The 14,556-nt window shown below is 61.4% G+C and carries 16 protein-coding genes and 1 tRNA gene; 7 read left to right on the top strand and 10 right to left on the bottom strand.

Going from position 1 to position 14,556, the window contains the following annotated elements; translation table 11 throughout:
- Positions 1 to 78 precede the first annotated feature (78 nt).
- Both M1E12_RS08510 and M1E12_RS08505 read left to right on the top strand, forming a co-directional pair.
- Positions 79 to 1,686, top strand: a complete 1,608-nt coding sequence (locus tag M1E12_RS08510; protein WP_479564381.1) for a glycoside hydrolase family 43 protein — start codon at positions 79 to 81, stop codon at positions 1,684 to 1,686.
- Between the two features lie 215 nt (positions 1,687 to 1,901).
- Positions 1,902 to 2,966: a DMT family transporter gene (locus M1E12_RS08505; protein WP_479564380.1), complete on the top strand. Its 1,065-nt coding sequence runs from the start codon at positions 1,902 to 1,904 to the stop codon at positions 2,964 to 2,966.
- Between the two features lie 144 nt (positions 2,967 to 3,110).
- On the opposite strand, the gene fghA is transcribed toward M1E12_RS08505, so the two are convergent.
- The 9 genes from fghA to M1E12_RS08460 form a co-directional block, all read right to left on the bottom strand.
- Positions 3,111 to 3,944, bottom strand: a complete 834-nt coding sequence (gene fghA, locus M1E12_RS08500; protein ID WP_479564379.1) for an S-formylglutathione hydrolase — start codon at positions 3,942 to 3,944, stop codon at positions 3,111 to 3,113.
- A gap of 34 nt (positions 3,945 to 3,978) precedes the next feature.
- Positions 3,979 to 4,425 carry a YaiI/YqxD family protein gene (locus M1E12_RS08495; RefSeq protein WP_479564378.1) on the bottom strand — a complete coding sequence of 149 codons (447 nt, stop codon included), beginning with the start codon at positions 4,423 to 4,425 and terminating at the stop codon, positions 3,979 to 3,981.
- Between the two features lie 4 nt (positions 4,426 to 4,429).
- Positions 4,430 to 4,687 carry a BrnA antitoxin family protein gene (locus tag M1E12_RS08490; RefSeq protein WP_479564377.1) on the bottom strand — a complete coding sequence of 86 codons (258 nt, stop codon included), beginning with the start codon at positions 4,685 to 4,687 and terminating at the stop codon, positions 4,430 to 4,432.
- The gene (locus tag M1E12_RS08485; protein WP_479564376.1) at positions 4,653 to 4,970 is read right to left on the bottom strand and encodes a BrnT family toxin; all 318 of its coding nucleotides are present in this window, start codon (positions 4,968 to 4,970) and stop codon (positions 4,653 to 4,655) included. Before M1E12_RS08485 ends, M1E12_RS08490 begins: the two co-directional genes overlap by 35 nt.
- A gap of 47 nt (positions 4,971 to 5,017) precedes the next feature.
- Positions 5,018 to 5,470 carry a GNAT family N-acetyltransferase gene (locus M1E12_RS08480; protein ID WP_479564375.1) on the bottom strand — a complete coding sequence of 151 codons (453 nt, stop codon included), beginning with the start codon at positions 5,468 to 5,470 and terminating at the stop codon, positions 5,018 to 5,020.
- Positions 5,470 to 6,597: an S-(hydroxymethyl)glutathione dehydrogenase/class III alcohol dehydrogenase gene (locus M1E12_RS08475; RefSeq protein WP_136541763.1), complete on the bottom strand. Its 1,128-nt coding sequence runs from the start codon at positions 6,595 to 6,597 to the stop codon at positions 5,470 to 5,472. The genes M1E12_RS08480 and M1E12_RS08475 overlap by 1 nt, the downstream gene beginning before the upstream one ends.
- Before the next feature lie 101 nt (positions 6,598 to 6,698).
- Positions 6,699 to 7,316, bottom strand: coding sequence for a GNAT family N-acetyltransferase (locus M1E12_RS08470; protein WP_479564374.1), 618 nt, complete (start codon positions 7,314 to 7,316; stop codon positions 6,699 to 6,701).
- Positions 7,317 to 7,372: 56 nt separating this feature from the next.
- A complete protein-coding gene (locus tag M1E12_RS08465; RefSeq protein ID WP_479564373.1) occupies positions 7,373 to 8,644 on the bottom strand; it encodes a zinc metalloprotease in 1,272 nt (423 codons plus the stop codon).
- 103 nt (positions 8,645 to 8,747) lie between these two features.
- On the bottom strand, positions 8,748 to 9,680 hold the full coding sequence (locus tag M1E12_RS08460) for a DMT family transporter (RefSeq protein ID WP_479564372.1): 933 nt from the start codon (positions 9,678 to 9,680) through the stop codon (positions 8,748 to 8,750).
- A gap of 281 nt (positions 9,681 to 9,961) precedes the next feature.
- Here M1E12_RS08460 and M1E12_RS08455 point away from each other — a divergent pair, with 281 nt between their 5' ends.
- Entirely contained in the window at positions 9,962 to 10,399 is a 438-nt protein-coding gene (locus M1E12_RS08455; protein WP_136541824.1) for a helix-turn-helix domain-containing protein, read from the top strand.
- Positions 10,400 to 10,403: 4 nt separating this feature from the next.
- Here the strand turns inward: M1E12_RS08455 and lipB are convergent, their stop codons facing one another.
- Positions 10,404 to 11,120, bottom strand: a complete 717-nt coding sequence (gene lipB, locus M1E12_RS08450; protein WP_136541771.1) for a lipoyl(octanoyl) transferase LipB — start codon at positions 11,118 to 11,120, stop codon at positions 10,404 to 10,406.
- Positions 11,121 to 11,334: 214 nt separating this feature from the next.
- On the opposite strand from lipB, the gene M1E12_RS08445 reads away from it, so the two are divergent.
- The 4 genes from M1E12_RS08445 to M1E12_RS08430 all read left to right on the top strand — a co-directional run bounded on the left by M1E12_RS08445 (position 11,335) and on the right by M1E12_RS08430 (position 14,465).
- A tRNA-Leu gene (locus tag M1E12_RS08445) sits at positions 11,335 to 11,419 on the top strand.
- A gap of 200 nt (positions 11,420 to 11,619) precedes the next feature.
- The gene (locus M1E12_RS08440) at positions 11,620 to 12,354 is read left to right on the top strand and encodes a hypothetical protein (protein ID WP_479564371.1); all 735 of its coding nucleotides are present in this window, start codon (positions 11,620 to 11,622) and stop codon (positions 12,352 to 12,354) included.
- A 141-nt stretch (positions 12,355 to 12,495) separates the two neighbouring features.
- Positions 12,496 to 13,413, top strand: coding sequence for an alginate export family protein (locus tag M1E12_RS08435; protein ID WP_479564370.1), 918 nt, complete (start codon positions 12,496 to 12,498; stop codon positions 13,411 to 13,413).
- Positions 13,414 to 13,442: 29 nt separating this feature from the next.
- Positions 13,443 to 14,465: an SDR family NAD(P)-dependent oxidoreductase gene (locus M1E12_RS08430; RefSeq protein WP_479564369.1), complete on the top strand. Its 1,023-nt coding sequence runs from the start codon at positions 13,443 to 13,445 to the stop codon at positions 14,463 to 14,465.
- Positions 14,466 to 14,556: the final 91 nt, after the last annotated feature.

Here is a 14,556-nt window from a genome sequence, read left to right as displayed (position 1 = left end):
TGCGGGGAGAAGGTCCCGGCAGGGGGATGAGGGGCATCGTCCACGTAAGATTTGCCATCAGGCAGGAGAACATACACCATGATCATCAACCCCATCCTGCCGGGTTTCAATCCGGATCCCTCGATCTGCCGCGTGGGCGAGGACTACTATATCGCCACCTCCACCTTCGAATGGTATCCGGGCGTGCAGATCCATCACTCGCGCGACCTGGTGAACTGGGACCTCGTCACCCGTCCGCTCAACCGCGCAAGCCAGCTCGACATGCGCGGTAACCCGGATAGCTGCGGCGTCTGGGCGCCGTGCCTCTCTTACGCCGACGGCCAGTTCTGGCTCGTCTATACCGACGTCAAACGCTTCGAAGGCTCTTTCAAGGACGCGCACAACTACATCGTCACGGCGCCTTCCATCGAAGGCCCATGGTCCGATCCGATCTATGTCAATTCCTCCGGCTTCGACCCCTCGCTCTTCCACGATGACGACGGCCGCAAGTGGTTCACCAACATGCAGTGGAACCACCGGCCCGAAGCGCGCAACACCATCGGCCACGCCAAGTTCGACGGCATCCTGCTCCAGGAATGGGACCCGAAGACGCAAAAGCTCACCGGCCCGATCAAGAACATCTTTGAAGGGAGCAAACAGGGGCTCGTCGAAGGCCCGCACCTCTTCAAGCGCAACGGGTGGTACTATCTGACCACCGCCGAGGGCGGCACCGGCTATGACCATGTGGTGACCATGGCGCGTTCGCGTTCAATCGATGGCCCCTACGAGATGCATCCGAACACGCATCTCATCACCTCGAAGGACAATCCGGAAGCGGTTCTGCAACGCGCCGGCCACGGCCAATATGTCGAGACGCCGGATGGCCAGGTCTACCACACTCATCTCTGCGGTCGGCCCATGGCCCCGAAGCGCCGATGCACGCTGGGTCGCGAAACGGGGCTGCAGAAATGCGTCTGGAAAGAAGACGGCTGGCTTTATCTCGAACAGGGCGGCGTCGTGCCGGCCGTCGAGGTGCCGGGGCTCGAGGGTGCCGTCAAACGCGAAGAACCGGTCGAGATCGTCCGGACATTCGACAGCGCCGACTTACCGAAGGAGTTCCAGTGGCTGCGCACGCCGCAGCCGGAGCGCCTGTTCAGCCTGACCGAGCGGGCAGGGCGCTTGCGCCTCTTCGGCCGCGAAAGCATCGGCTCCTGGTTCGAACAGTCGCTGGTCGCCCGTCGCCAGGAGCATCACAGCTTCCGCGCCGAAACACGGCTTGAATTTGCGCCCGAAACCTATCAGCAGGTCGCGGGCCTGACGCATTACTACAATCGCTACAAATTCCACGCGCTCGGCATTTCCACGGACGAACAGCTCGGCCGCTCGCTGATCATCCTGTCCTGCCCGGGCGACTATCCCTCGGGCAGCCTTGAGTTCCCCATCGGCATAGGCCAGTCCATTCCCGAGGGTGCGATCGATCTCGCCATGGAGATCACCGACAACGACCTGCAATTCTTCTGGCGATTGGCAGGCGAGGGCGAATGGCAAGCCATCGGCCCGATCCTCGACGCCGGCGTTGTCTCCGACGAGGGCGGCTTCGGCGAACACGGCTCCTTCACCGGCGCCTTTGCCGGCATGTTCTGCTTCGACATCACGGGACGTGGCAAGGCCGCGGATTTCGAGCGGTTTGTCTATCGGCGGGTGTGAGGGGCACGGCATTTATTGATCGTCATCCTCGGCCTCGTGCCGAGGACCTACTGTGGTTTCATTTTGTTCGACGGTCGCAGATGCTCGGGACAGGCCCGAGCATGACGGCGCGGGGAGGCTATGTCGTACCAATGCGTCAGTGCATTCGTGACGGGATGGACAGTCGCGGCGTGACATGGGCTGTACGCTTTCGACATTGTCGCTAAACTCGGCGGATGGACCACCAACATCATTCTCACCTCTTTCCCGGCGTTCCGCTCGCCCTCGGCTCGGCCATCCTGTTCGGCGCCTCGGCGCCGCTGTCGAAATGGTTGCTCGGCAGCGTGGATCCTTGGCTTCTGGCGGGAATCCTCTATCTCGGTGCCGGGATCGGCCTGGCGCTTGTTCATTGGGTGCGGCCGCTGATCGGACTTGAGCGGGTAGAAAGCCCGCTGTCGCGCCCGGACCTGCCCTGGCTTGCCGCCGTCGTTCTGTTCGGCGGCATCATGGCGCCGCTCTTCCTGATGCTCGGCCTGTCGCTGACGACCGCCTCTTCCGCCTCCCTGCTGCTCAATCTCGAAGGCCTGGCCACGATGCTGATCGCCTGGTTGGTGTTTCGCGAAAATGTCGATCGCCGCCTGTTGATCGGCGCGCTTGCCATTCTTCTCGGAGCGGCGATCCTGTCATTTGACGGTGGCGCTTTCCGGCTTGATCCGGGCGGTTTATGGATTGCGGTAGCCTGCCTCTGCTGGGGTATCGATAACAATCTGACCCGCAAGCTTTCGTCTGCCGACCCGGTGCAGATCGCGATGATCAAGGGGCTGGCCGCCGGGTCTACCAATGTCATCCTGGCCTTTACGCTTGGCGCCGCCATCCCCGACGTGAAGATCATCGCCGCCGGCGCTGTCGTCGGCTTTTTCGGCATCGGCGTCAGCCTTGTGATGTTCATGCTGGGCTTGCGCCATCTCGGCACCGCGCGCACTGGCGCCTATTTCTCACTCGCGCCCTTTATCGGCGCCCTGATCGCCGTGACCGTCTTTCGCGAGGCGCCATCCGTCTCGCTCCTTATCGCGGCTTTCCTGATGGGCATCGGCTTGTGGCTACATCTGTCTGAACGCCACGAGCATGACCATGAGCACGATCCGCTTGAGCATGATCATCTCCACAGCCATGACGACCACCACAGCCATGTCCATGACGGCCCGGTGACCGAGCCGCATGCGCATTGGCACCGCCACACGCCGCTGCGTCACAAACATCCGCATTACCCGGATCTGCATCATCGTCATGGGCATGGGTGATCGGCGTCTCAAGAGGATGTGGTGAAGGGGCCTAAACCCTGGCACGTCATCCTCGGGCCTGTCCCGAGGATCTACTGACGTCGCAGTAGATTCAACGGTAGCGGATGCTCGGGAAGAGCCCGAGCATCACGAGCCGGCTCGCTTTCAACCCAGCCGCTCCGCATGCCACTTCAGGTGATCGTCCATGAAGGTCGAGATGAAGTAGTAGGAATGATCATAGCGCTCGTGCATCCTGAGCGTCAGGCCGATATCAGTCCCCTTCACCGCCTCCTCGAATTTCCAGGGAGCAAGGCCCGTCTCCAGGAAGCTGTCCGCCTTGCCCTGGTCGATCAAAAATTCCGGGAAGCGTGCGCCGTCTTCGACCAGCGCACAGGCATCGTATTCCCGCCATGTGGCACGATCCGCCCCGAGATATTTTTCAAAGGCGTCCTGCGTCCAGTCGGCGGTCAGCGGATTGACGATGGGCGCGAAGGCCGAGCAGCTCTTGAAGTGGTCGGGGTTCTTCAGCGCAATCGTCATGGCACCATGGCCGCCCATGGAATGGCCGAAAATGCCCTGGCGGTTCATGTCGGCGCGGAACTGTTCGGCGATCAGGGAGGGCAGCTCTTCCGTGATGTAGGAATACATCTGGTAATGCTCGGCCCAGGGCTTTTCCGTGGCATTCAGATACATGCCGGCACCCTTGCCCATCTTCCAGTTGGTGAGTTCGTCGGCCACGTCATTGCCGCGCGGGCTCGTGTCCGGGCAGACGACGATCAGACCGAGTTCGGCGGCCATGCGGCGATACTCGCCCTTTTCCATCACGTTCGCATGGGTACAGGTCAGGCCGGAGAGATACCAGAGCACGGGCCGCTTCTCGGCGATCGCCTGGGGCGGCACGAAGACCGCGAAGGTCATCTCGGTGCCGGTCGCTTCTGACTGATGCGAGAAGACGCCCTGCATGCCGCCGAAGGCGGTGTTCTGGGAGAGGATGTTCATGGAAATCTGTCCTTATGCTTGAGCCTTCGAGGGCTTATTTCTTGACGCGGCGGCAGAGCCGGTCGAGCGTTTCGAGAAAGGCCGAGCGGTCGCGCGGCGAAAAGGCCGCATTGTAGCCCTTGCTCTCACCCGTCTCGCGCAGATGTGCCCCAAGGTCGCGCATCGCGGTCGCCATGCCGATATTGGCGGTGTCGAAGATGCGGCCCGTCGGCCCGGTCACCAGCGCGCCGGCGGCCACGCATCGACCGGCGAGCGGCACATCGGCGGTGACGACGATATCGCCTTCGCCGCAGCGCTCGGCAATCCAGTCATCCGCCGCGTCGAAGGCGCCTGACACGATGACATTCTTGACCTTGGGATCGCGCGATGGGCGCAGACCTGAATTGGCGACAAAGGTCACCGCCAGATCATGCCGCTCGGCGACCTTCAGGATTTCCGGCTTCACCGGACAGGCATCGGCATCGACATAGATTTCGGGCATGCTGTTACTTCTTGAGGCTACGGGCGTAGGATTCGAGCACGGCATTCATGCGGGTCTGGTAGCCCTTGCCGGTTGAACGAAAGGCCTGCAGCACGGACTTCTTCACTCGGAGCGTGATCTGCTCCGTGCCTTCCGGCTCGACAATCACGGCATTCTGCCAGAAGTGCTCGTCGAGTTCCGGTATGTCGCTGGTGTCGATGGCGTCATCGTCGAGGTTGGCGAGTTCCTCAAGGCTGAGTTCTTTGCCGAAGCGCTTCTGCATAACGCTCCCTTTCCCTTCGTTTGGCTGGCCTCGCTGAAATCAGCCGGATCCGACCATTTCTGTCCGTATGGGTGACGACGATGACAACAACGCCGTCAATCGTCCCGATCGTGTTGAAGCGTGTCTCTCCGTAGTCGCGGCGATCGTCTTGGATGGTCAGCACCACATCGTCAAACACCCGGCAGGCCCGATCGAAACTCAGGCCATGCTTGGCGATATTCGTCGCGTTCTTGTCGTCATCCCACTCGAAAAGGAATGTAGCCACAAATGCATCTACCGGCAATGATCTTCCGGCGGGCATTGTGGCGCATGTTCAGCCGCTCGGGAAGTTCACACTCGCCGCAGCATATCCACATGCGGGATCCCATCCTCCAGATATTCCTCCGAGATCACCTCAAACCCTAGCGATCCATAGAATTTCTGCAGATGGCTCTGCGCTGAAATCTCGATCGGCTCACCTGGATGACGCTTCTCCACCTCTGAAATCGCCTCGCGCATCAGCGCTTCGCCCAACCGCTTGCCGCGATGATCCGGCGACACCGCCACCCGACCGATCCGGGGATGATGCTCCGGTGTCGGACGCCAAAGCCGTGCGCAGGCGAGAAGATCTTCACCATCGAGCAGCCTGAGATGCAGGCAGTCGACATCGTTGCCGTCGAGTTCCGGATAGGGACAATGCTGCTCGACGACGAAGACATCGACGCGCAGCTTCAGCATGGCGTAGAGATCGACGGCGGAGAACTCGTCGAGCCTCCGCACGTCGACGGTGTAAGGTGCAGACATCAATAGACCACGACGCCGCGGATCGATTCGCCCTTGTGCATAAGGTCGAAACCCTTGTTGATGTCTTCGAGCGGCATGGTGTGGGTGATCATCGGGTCGATCTGGATCTTGCCCTGCATGTACCAGTCGACGATCTTCGGAACGTCGGTGCGGCCGCGCGCGCCACCAAAGGCGGTGCCCATCCAGTTGCGGCCGGTGACCAACTGGAAGGGACGCGTCGAGATTTCCTGGCCGGCGCCGGCGACGCCGATGATAACGGACTTGCCCCAGCCGCGATGCGAGCTTTCGAGTGCCTGGCGCATCACCTTGGTGTTTCCGGTGCAGTCAAACGTATAGTCCGCGCCGCCGATCAGGTCGTTGCCGCGCTTCGTCATGTTGACGAGATAGGGCACGATGTCGTCGCCGACTTCCTTCGGGTTGACGAAATGGGTCATGCCGAACTTCTCGCCCCATTCCTTGCGGTCGGGGTTGATGTCGACGCCGATGATCATGTCGGCACCGGCAAGGCGCAGGCCCTGCAGCACGTTCAGACCGATCCCGCCGAGACCGAAAACGATTGCGGTGGAGCCGATCTCGACCTTGGCCGTGTTGATGACGGCGCCGATGCCGGTCGTGACGCCGCAGCCGATGTAGCAGATCTTGTCGAAGGGTGCGTCCGGATTGACCTTGGCCACGGCGATTTCCGGCAGGACCGTGTAATTCGCGAAGGTCGAGCAGCCCATATAGTGGTGGATCTTGTCCTTGCCGATCGAGAATCGGCTCGTGCCATCGGGCATCAGGCCCTGGCCCTGGGTGGAGCGGATCGCCGTGCAGAGGTTGGTCTTGCGGGACAGGCAGGAATAGCATTCGCGGCATTCCGGCGTGTAGAGCGGAATGACGTGGTCGCCCTTCTTCACCGAGGTGACGCCGGGGCCGACATCGACGACGATACCCGCACCCTCATGGCCGAGGATGGCCGGAAACAGGCCTTCCGGATCCGCACCCGAGAGCGTGAAGTCGTCGGTATGGCAGATGCCGGTCGCCTTCACCTCGATCAGTACCTCGCCGGCGCGCGGGCCTTCGAGCTGAACGGTCATGACTTCGAGCGGCTTCCCAGCCTGGGTGGCAACGGCGGCGCGGACATCCATGGTTTATCTCCCTGACAAATCGTTGGCTCGGACTTTCGCACGGCTGCACCATCCGGCTCAAGAGCAGAACCGGATTTTCTCAATAGTCTGATTCTTCTTGGCTATTCCGCGCGAAGAACAGGGAAATGCGCAGCCGCATCGGCTCTCAGTTTCCCGGTCTGGCGTGGGTCTTCGAAGATCTCGACCATGCGCTTGTAGGGGCGAAATCCGGAGCGCTGGTAGAAGGCAAGTGCCGCCGGATGGTCGAGATGGCAGGTGTGCACCCAGAAGCGGGAGATCGGTTTCTCCCAGGCCTTGTCGATCGCGACATTCATCAGGATGCGCCCGGCGCCAGCACCGATCAGGCTCTGGTCCAGACCGAAAAAGGCGAGTTCGCATTGCCCGGATTCGCGGAAGTCCAGCTCCAGAAGCCCGAGCCGCTCGCCGTCGCGCATCATGGTGTAGATCTCGACTGCCGGGTCTTCGATGATCGCCCTCAGCCGGTCGTCTTCCATGACGGCACGGGACACCCAGAGCCAATCCTCGCCGACCAGACGGTAAAGGCTACGGTATTCATCAAGCGTCGGCGCAATCCAGCGCTCGACCGAGAGGCCGTCGGCCGGCGGATTCGGCCGCGGATCGGGTCGGGCCGTCATTTCAAGGCAGGTCACGATCGTCGCCAGCATTTCGGGCGCGACGTCGTGGTAGCCAGCGGAGAGGGGTGCGTTAGTCTTGTCCATGCGCCCGTTGGAGCCCGAGCCGGCCATTCTGTCAAGCGGCGGGATCGCCGATCCGGTCAGGCAAACAGCCTGTCACAAGCATAGATGACGGCATAGGCGTGAATGGCGAGTGCCGCGTAATAGCCGAAGCCGGTCATCAGTCTCTCTGGGGCGTTCATCGGCACCAGGGCTTCGCGCGGCTTGATGGATTTTGTCCGGATCATGCTGAGCAGGATGAAGATTGCGAGGCCGCCAATCAGCATGGGCGCGCCAAGGCCGATCCGCCATCCGGTCCAGAGGATGACGCCGGTGACGACGAAGCTTGTCACGGCCAGCGCCTTTTGTCCCTCGAACACCTGGCGCAAGACCTGGCCGCCGTCGAACCGGTAGGTCGGCAGCAGATTGAGCAGGTTGAAGGCGCCGAGAATGACGAGGAAGACCAGTGCCGGCCCATCCATGGCGACGGAGTGGGGAATCCCTTGCGCCGATTCATGCGCCGCGATCAGGATCGGGACGAGAAGGGCGGAGAAGCCAGCGCCCATCAGGGCGCAGGTCGCCACCTCGAAATGGCTGTTATAGGGGCGTCCGCCAATCGCGATCCCGCCGAGCAGCGGCACGAAGATCATGCGCACGCTGGGATGACCGAAGGCGCGATAGGCGACCATGTGGCCGAGTTCATGCAGCAGGATGACCAGGGTCAGGAAGACCGACATCATCAGTCCGGTCGCGGTCAGGCTGAAGAACGGCCATAGCAGGAGTGTCGACACGATCACCAGCACCGTCTGCCAGAGTGGGTGCTCGAAATGCAGCAAGCCATGGCTGCGGCGCTGCTCGACGTGATCCTGCAGCGAAACCAGTTCTCGGGCGAGCGCCATGCGGCGGAAGAGATAGAAGGCAAGCCCGCGGTAGTTGTCGGTTTGCTCGAAGGTGACCCGGCTGCCGAGCGGCGCGCGCTCCACCTTGCGGCTTTCCCGATAGCCTTCCCAGAAGGTCTGGTCGAGTGTGCTGTCGCCGACAACGCGCAGATCGCAGGAGAAACAGCCGGCGGCCGTCCTCGCTGTCCGGTCCACGATCATGGTGCGTCGGCTCGGGCGCCCGTGCCTGTCAGGATGTTTATAGGCGAATTCGATGAGGTCCGGCTTTCCCTGCACGGGCTCGACCGAGATCACGTTCGGATGCCAGGCTGTCTGGTTGCCGGCCGGCCGGGTGATATTCCAGAGTTCTTCGGGGCGCTCCCGGATGACGCGGCTGACACGGATCGTCCGGTGGCCCAGGGGCGCTGCCATCAGGAGCCATAGCAAGGCGAGATTGAACGCGGCCAGAAAGACTGCGGCCTGATAAGTCGCCAAGAGGGCTCTCCCGATGGTGAGGATGATGAGCGCCAGACTAAATGACAGACCTTACGATCTGGTGGGCAGAATCGGTAAAATGCGACCGATTGCCTGATCTTGCTCAACCCGCCTCTGCCACCAGCGGTGCAGGAGACGCCCGTTTCTGCTCGCGCCAGAGGATGAACAGGCCAGAGCCGACGATGATGACGATGCCCAGCCATTTCGACGGGGTCGGGAAGTCATCGAACAGCAGATAGCCGAGGGCGACGGCGGCGATGATCTCGAAATACTGAAACGGAGCCAGGACCGAGAGCGTCGCCATCCGGAAGGCGCGGACAACGAGCAGATGGATATAGCCGGAGATGGCGCCCAGCAGGATCAGAAGCCCGAGGCCTAGCGTCGAATCGGGAAGCGAGACTGCAAAGTCCGCGTCACCCGCAGCCGTCCCTGCCATCAAGGCGGCCGCCATGAACAGCGTTCCGCCGATGCCCGCCATGGTCTGCATGGTCATCGGGGAATCGGCTTCACCGATGGCGCGGTTCAGGAACATGTAGAGGGCATAGAGAAAGGCGCAGGCGACCGGGAGGAGGGCCGTCAGGCCGAAGACCTCGTAGCTCGGCTGGATGACGATCATCGCACCGCCAAAGCCGACGGCGATCGCCAGCCAGCGCCGCCAGCCCACCTTCTCCTTCAGGAAGATCGCCGACATGGCCGTCAGAATGAAAGGTTCGACGAAATAGATCGCAAAAACGTCCGCCAGCGGCATGTATTTGACCGCCATAAAAAACATGAGGCTGGCGGCCCCGTGGATTGCGCCGCGCAACAGGTTGACCCAGGGACGCTTGGCGGAAAAGGCGCTGAGGCCATTGAGTGCGACGAGCACCGGGAGCACGGAGGCCAGCTGGAAGAAGAAACGATAGAAGGTGATCTGCCCCGGCGACATGCCCTCCACATTCGCCATGTATTTGGCGATGGCATCCATCACCGGAAGCACGAGCATGCATCCCGCCATCAAGACCATGCCGCGGAAAGGACTGGAAAGCGAAGCCTGCATTGTGGCGACTCTGAAAAGGGAGAGTGTTTGTGGGTCGTGACCAAGCACGGCGCTGAAGCGCAATCAAGCAAAAGAAATTTGGAACAAAGGGTCGACTTCCGCGTTGCCCGCATGTTTGTATGCTTCTTTCGGACAGCCCCACACGGCGGTTTTGTACAGGTTGGTGGCGTCCCGGGGCAGATGTGGGGTCTTCGTATCGGCTAATATAGCGATGTGAGATCGGAACTTTGTAGACCGTCGACAGCTATGCGCGGCGGATCCCGAACGATCAGGAGGTCGCGATGCCGGCACGCGAAAACTATCACCGAATGACGGATTCGAGCGATGACACGCTGGGCGGGCGCCTGTCTGCGGCGCGCGATGCCTCGGGGCTGTCCCTTGCCGATGTTGCCAACCGGATCGGCGTGAAGCGCGAAAGCCTGCTCGCCTGGGAAGCCGATCGCGCCGAGCCGCGTCCCTCCAGCTTGATCGATCTGGCGGGTATCCTGGGCGTCTCTCCGATGTGGCTGATGACGGGTGTCGGCTCCGGGCCGATCCAGGAAAGCGGGGACCTGCCGCTCGAGGCGCTGAAGCTCGATCTGCAGCGCCTGACCGAGGCCCATCTCGAGACTGGCAGGCTGATCGAAAAGATCGCCCGTCAGATCGAATCCTATGAAGAGAAAGACGAGCGCCGCCGCAAGTCGGGCGATCTCGACGGCCCGGTGATGGGCCGCGCCTGAGGCGTCAGGCCTCCATCACGGTCGGCCCGAAGACGTCTTCGAACGCTTCGCGCAGCCGCATGTCGACATCCGCCATCATGACCGGCAGACCGAGATCGACGAGGCTTGTCACGCCATAGGCTGAGATGCCGCATGGCACGATCCCGGTGAAATGGCTCAGGTCCGGGTCGACATTGATCGACAGTCCGTGAAAGCTCACCCAGCGACGCAGCCGGATGCCGAGGGCGGCGATCTTGTCCTCGGACATCGTGCCGTCGGGCAAAACAGGTTTCTCCGGCCGACGAACCCAGACGCCGACACGATCCTCGCGGCGCTCGCCCTTGACATTCATGCTGTCGAGGGTGCGGATCACCACCTCTTCGAGTGCTGCCACATAGGCGCGCACGTCCTGGCGGCGGCGCTTCAGGTCGAGCATGACATAGGCCACCCGCTGGCCGGGACCATGATAGGTGTATTCGCCGCCGCGTCCGGTGGCAAAAACCGGAAACCGATCCGGCTCGATCAAGTCCTTTGAATCGGCACTTGTACCCGCCGTATAGAGGGGAGGGTGCTCGACCAGCCAGACCAGTTCATCGGCCTTTCCGTCGGCAATCAGCGCCACCTGGCGCTCCATTTCGGCCACCGCGTCCTCGTAAGGGACGAGCCCGTCGGAGACTCGCCAGCGCACGGGTGCTGAGCCTTCGCGGGCATGCATGGCATGGTCGAGTTCGGTGCGGAGCATGAAATCTGCCTTCGGCTGTGGATTGGCGAAAAGCCTTGTTTTCCCTGTATTTGGCAAGAAAAGCCCGGGAGTTCAAGGGCAGCGGCCACCCCCGTCCGGAGGGGTTTTCCACGGGTCGTGACGAATTTTCAAAAATCTGTCACGACGGGCTTGTGGACCCAGAATGCTTTTGCTACATGCAGCCGCGCCGGAGCAATTCGGCGCCTACCACGATGCGGTCGTGGCGGAATTGGTAGACGCGCAGCGTTGAGGTCGCTGTGGGGCAACCCGTGGAAGTTCGAGTCTTCTCGACCGCACCAAAAAAGAACCCGGCCTTTGTGCCGGGTTTTTTGTTGCCCTGTTCAGTCGAGCGGCTTCAGCGAAACCGCCCCGCGTGAGCGATCTGATCTTGCTTGCGGCGCTAGCATTCCACAATTTTTTGTATACGATTATCACGCGTTGCTAAAGATTTGCATCGGCATACGGTGATAACGTGTTGGATAGAAGCGCGGTGGGCCATATGTATCAAACACTTGCTGATGCATCCCGAATTCTCTCGCGTCGCACAACCGATCGCATCCATCCCCGATCATTCCATGTCATTGTTCTTATCCTCGCCGTCTTGTTCTTGGGATCGCTGACGGGAGGGCTTGCGCAGGCTCAGACGCCTTCGTCAGACGAAGGACGGGTCGTCGAGAGCATTGATGTTGTTCTGGCCAATCCGTCGGGCGACACCGCTGCGAATGGTCGTGTCATCGATCTGATCCGGCGCAGCATCGGTCTCTTTCCCGGTGCAAGCTTCAATCGGGCCGAAGTGGAGATCGCGATTGCCCGGGCCTCCCGTCAGGCGCCTATAGCCTCCGCTGAGCTTGTTGTTGATACCGGGCGTTCAGGCGGGGTGGCTCTCACCATCAATGCGACGCTCAGCGATCAGATTCTGCGGGAGGATCGCGGTTACCTTGTCACCGGCGATGCCAAGGATCTGCCCATCCTGTACGATAGTGAAGGGACCATTCTTGTCGGGAAGCTCGAAACTCTGACAATGCTCTATGGCAATGTCGATGCGTGGTATGGACGCCCGGATCTGTTTCTCAACGGCAATCCGCTGGCGTCTGGAGACACGGCCGGGAGCGGGGCGAGCGGATGGGGCGAAGGCTTCGTCCACACGGGTCTCTATGGGTTGACCCCGCTCAGCGACGACATCTACCTCTATGGCGGTCTGAGCGGGATCTTGAGCGGTTCGGCCGGCACCTAGCTCTTCACGGACGAAAGCCGCGCCTATCTCGGCATCGAGGATGCCTATCTCGGCCTCGTCGGCGGTGAAACCTTTGATTCAGGTGACCGGCTGGTCTGGAACGCTTCGGTCGGACGAAAGCGATACGCCATCGCCGACAGCATGATTATCGGCAATACCGCGTCCAACGGCGACGAGCGGGCTGCGCTGCAATCCAATCCGCGCTGGGCCGCCGACATGCTGGTTCTGGGCCAGTTGCGCTACAACAACAGTCTCGCCGAGATCTTCTATCTCGATCCGGACGAACTTCCGGTCGTCGATTCGCGGACGCGCATGGTGGGACTGAACGTCGAGAGCCCGATCGGTGGCCGTTTCAAGTTGGGCGGCAGCTATATCAGGGTTCTGGAGTCGGACTACTCCTACTTTGCTCTCACTGCGCCCGATCCGGTAACAGCCACTCTCGGACGTGACGGGCTCGAGGTGTTCAATGCGCGCATCCGTTGGGACCAGCCAAATGGCGATTTCTTCGGAAACGCGGAATTCGCCCTGCAGCGCAACGACAATTTTGACATGCACGCGACAGCCCTTGCGGCGGAAATCGGCTACCAGTTCTCCGAGATGCCCTGGCAACCCGTCGTCAGTTACTGCTATGCGCAGTTTTCCGGCGATGACCCCGACACGGCCAGGTTCGAACGCTGGGATCCTCTGCTGTCCGGCGGCAACGGCGAACAGTGGGTGCAGGGTATCAATCACTTCAAGGTGTTTCAGGACAGCAATCTCGTCGCGCATCGCCTGCAGTTGCGCTTGAAGCCCAGTCCCCGGGTCGAACTGGTCCCGCAGTTCTGGATCTTCACGGCCGATAGCGCGACAAACCTCGGGGGCAACCCCGCCCTCTCATTCCTCGGTTCAAGAGAACTCGGCTACGAGGCCAATCTCACGGCCAAGTGGTTCATCTCGCAGAGGGTGATGTTGCAAGGCCATGTTGCCGCGACTTTCCCCGGGGAGGCCGTCAAGGAAGCGACTTCGGGTGATGCCGATACCTGGTGGAGTGCCATGGCGTTCCTGCGCGTGGCGTTCTGATTTTACCACTCACTGAGGAGGATGCCGAAATGGACAGACGGGGTTTGTTGAAAGGCGTGTCGCTGGCGGCAGGTGCGGTGGCTGCGAGTGCGGTGATGGACGGGGTCGCCGGTAATACGGCCACTGCGCAGATGGGCGGTGGTCGACCGGACGGCAATGCCGTGGTCGACATCACACCCGCGCCAAGTGATTTCTTCATCTCCAACCGTTTCGCAGGGCGCACCTTCATCGTGACCGGGTCTGCGCGGGGCATGGGGCAGGCGGCGGCGATCAGGCTTGCGCGCGAAGGAGCGAATGTCGTCGGCGTTGACTGGATCAAGGATCTCGGAGAGGCAACACACAACTCCATTCTGGCCGGCGGCGGCAAAAGTGTTTTCGTCTTTGGCGATGTGGGTGATCCTGCCGTGTCGGAAGAGGCCGTCGCGCAGGCTGTCTCGCAGTTCGGCAAGCTCGATGGCGCGCTCAACAATGCTGGTGTGATGGATGGCGTCTATTCGGGTGATCCGATCGATTTCGACAAGCAGCGCGACCTGATTTTCGCGCCCATTCACGAGGCCAGCGATCTCTATTGGGATAATGTGTTCAAGACGAATGCAACCGGCGTGTTCTACAGTATGCGCGCGCAGTTGAAGCAGCTGGTCAAACAGAGCGCCGGCGGGGCGATCGTCAATGTCGGTTCCATCGCCGGCATGACGGGTCTTTCGGGTAATCCGGCCTATGTGGCGAGCAAGCATGCTGTCACCGGGCTCACCCGCAATGCGGCCATCGACTACGCGCCGTACGGGATCCGGGTCAATTCGGTGAACATGGCTGCCACCGATACGCCGATGGTGGCGCGAGCCGGTGAACTGGTTGCGCTTTCCTCGAAGGCTGCGACCGGTCCCACCATGGGGCGCATCAAGATCGACAGCATCCTTGCCTATGCCGACAAGAAGCATCGTCCGGCGACTGTCGACGAGCAGGTGGGCATGATGCTGTTCCTCCTGTCGGACGAGGCGTCCAACTTCACCGGCGGCATCTACGCCACCGACGGGGGCTGGACGGCCTATTGAGCCGACCGTTCAATGCGGCGTATCATCTGTGCAATGCCCATGATGCGCCGCAGGCCATCTTCGTCTGCATTCTTCCTGGCCGATGCCCGGC

This window comes from Rhizobium sp. K33, from assembly GCF_056501445.1.
This window is presented reverse-complemented; position numbering and strand designations above follow the sequence as displayed.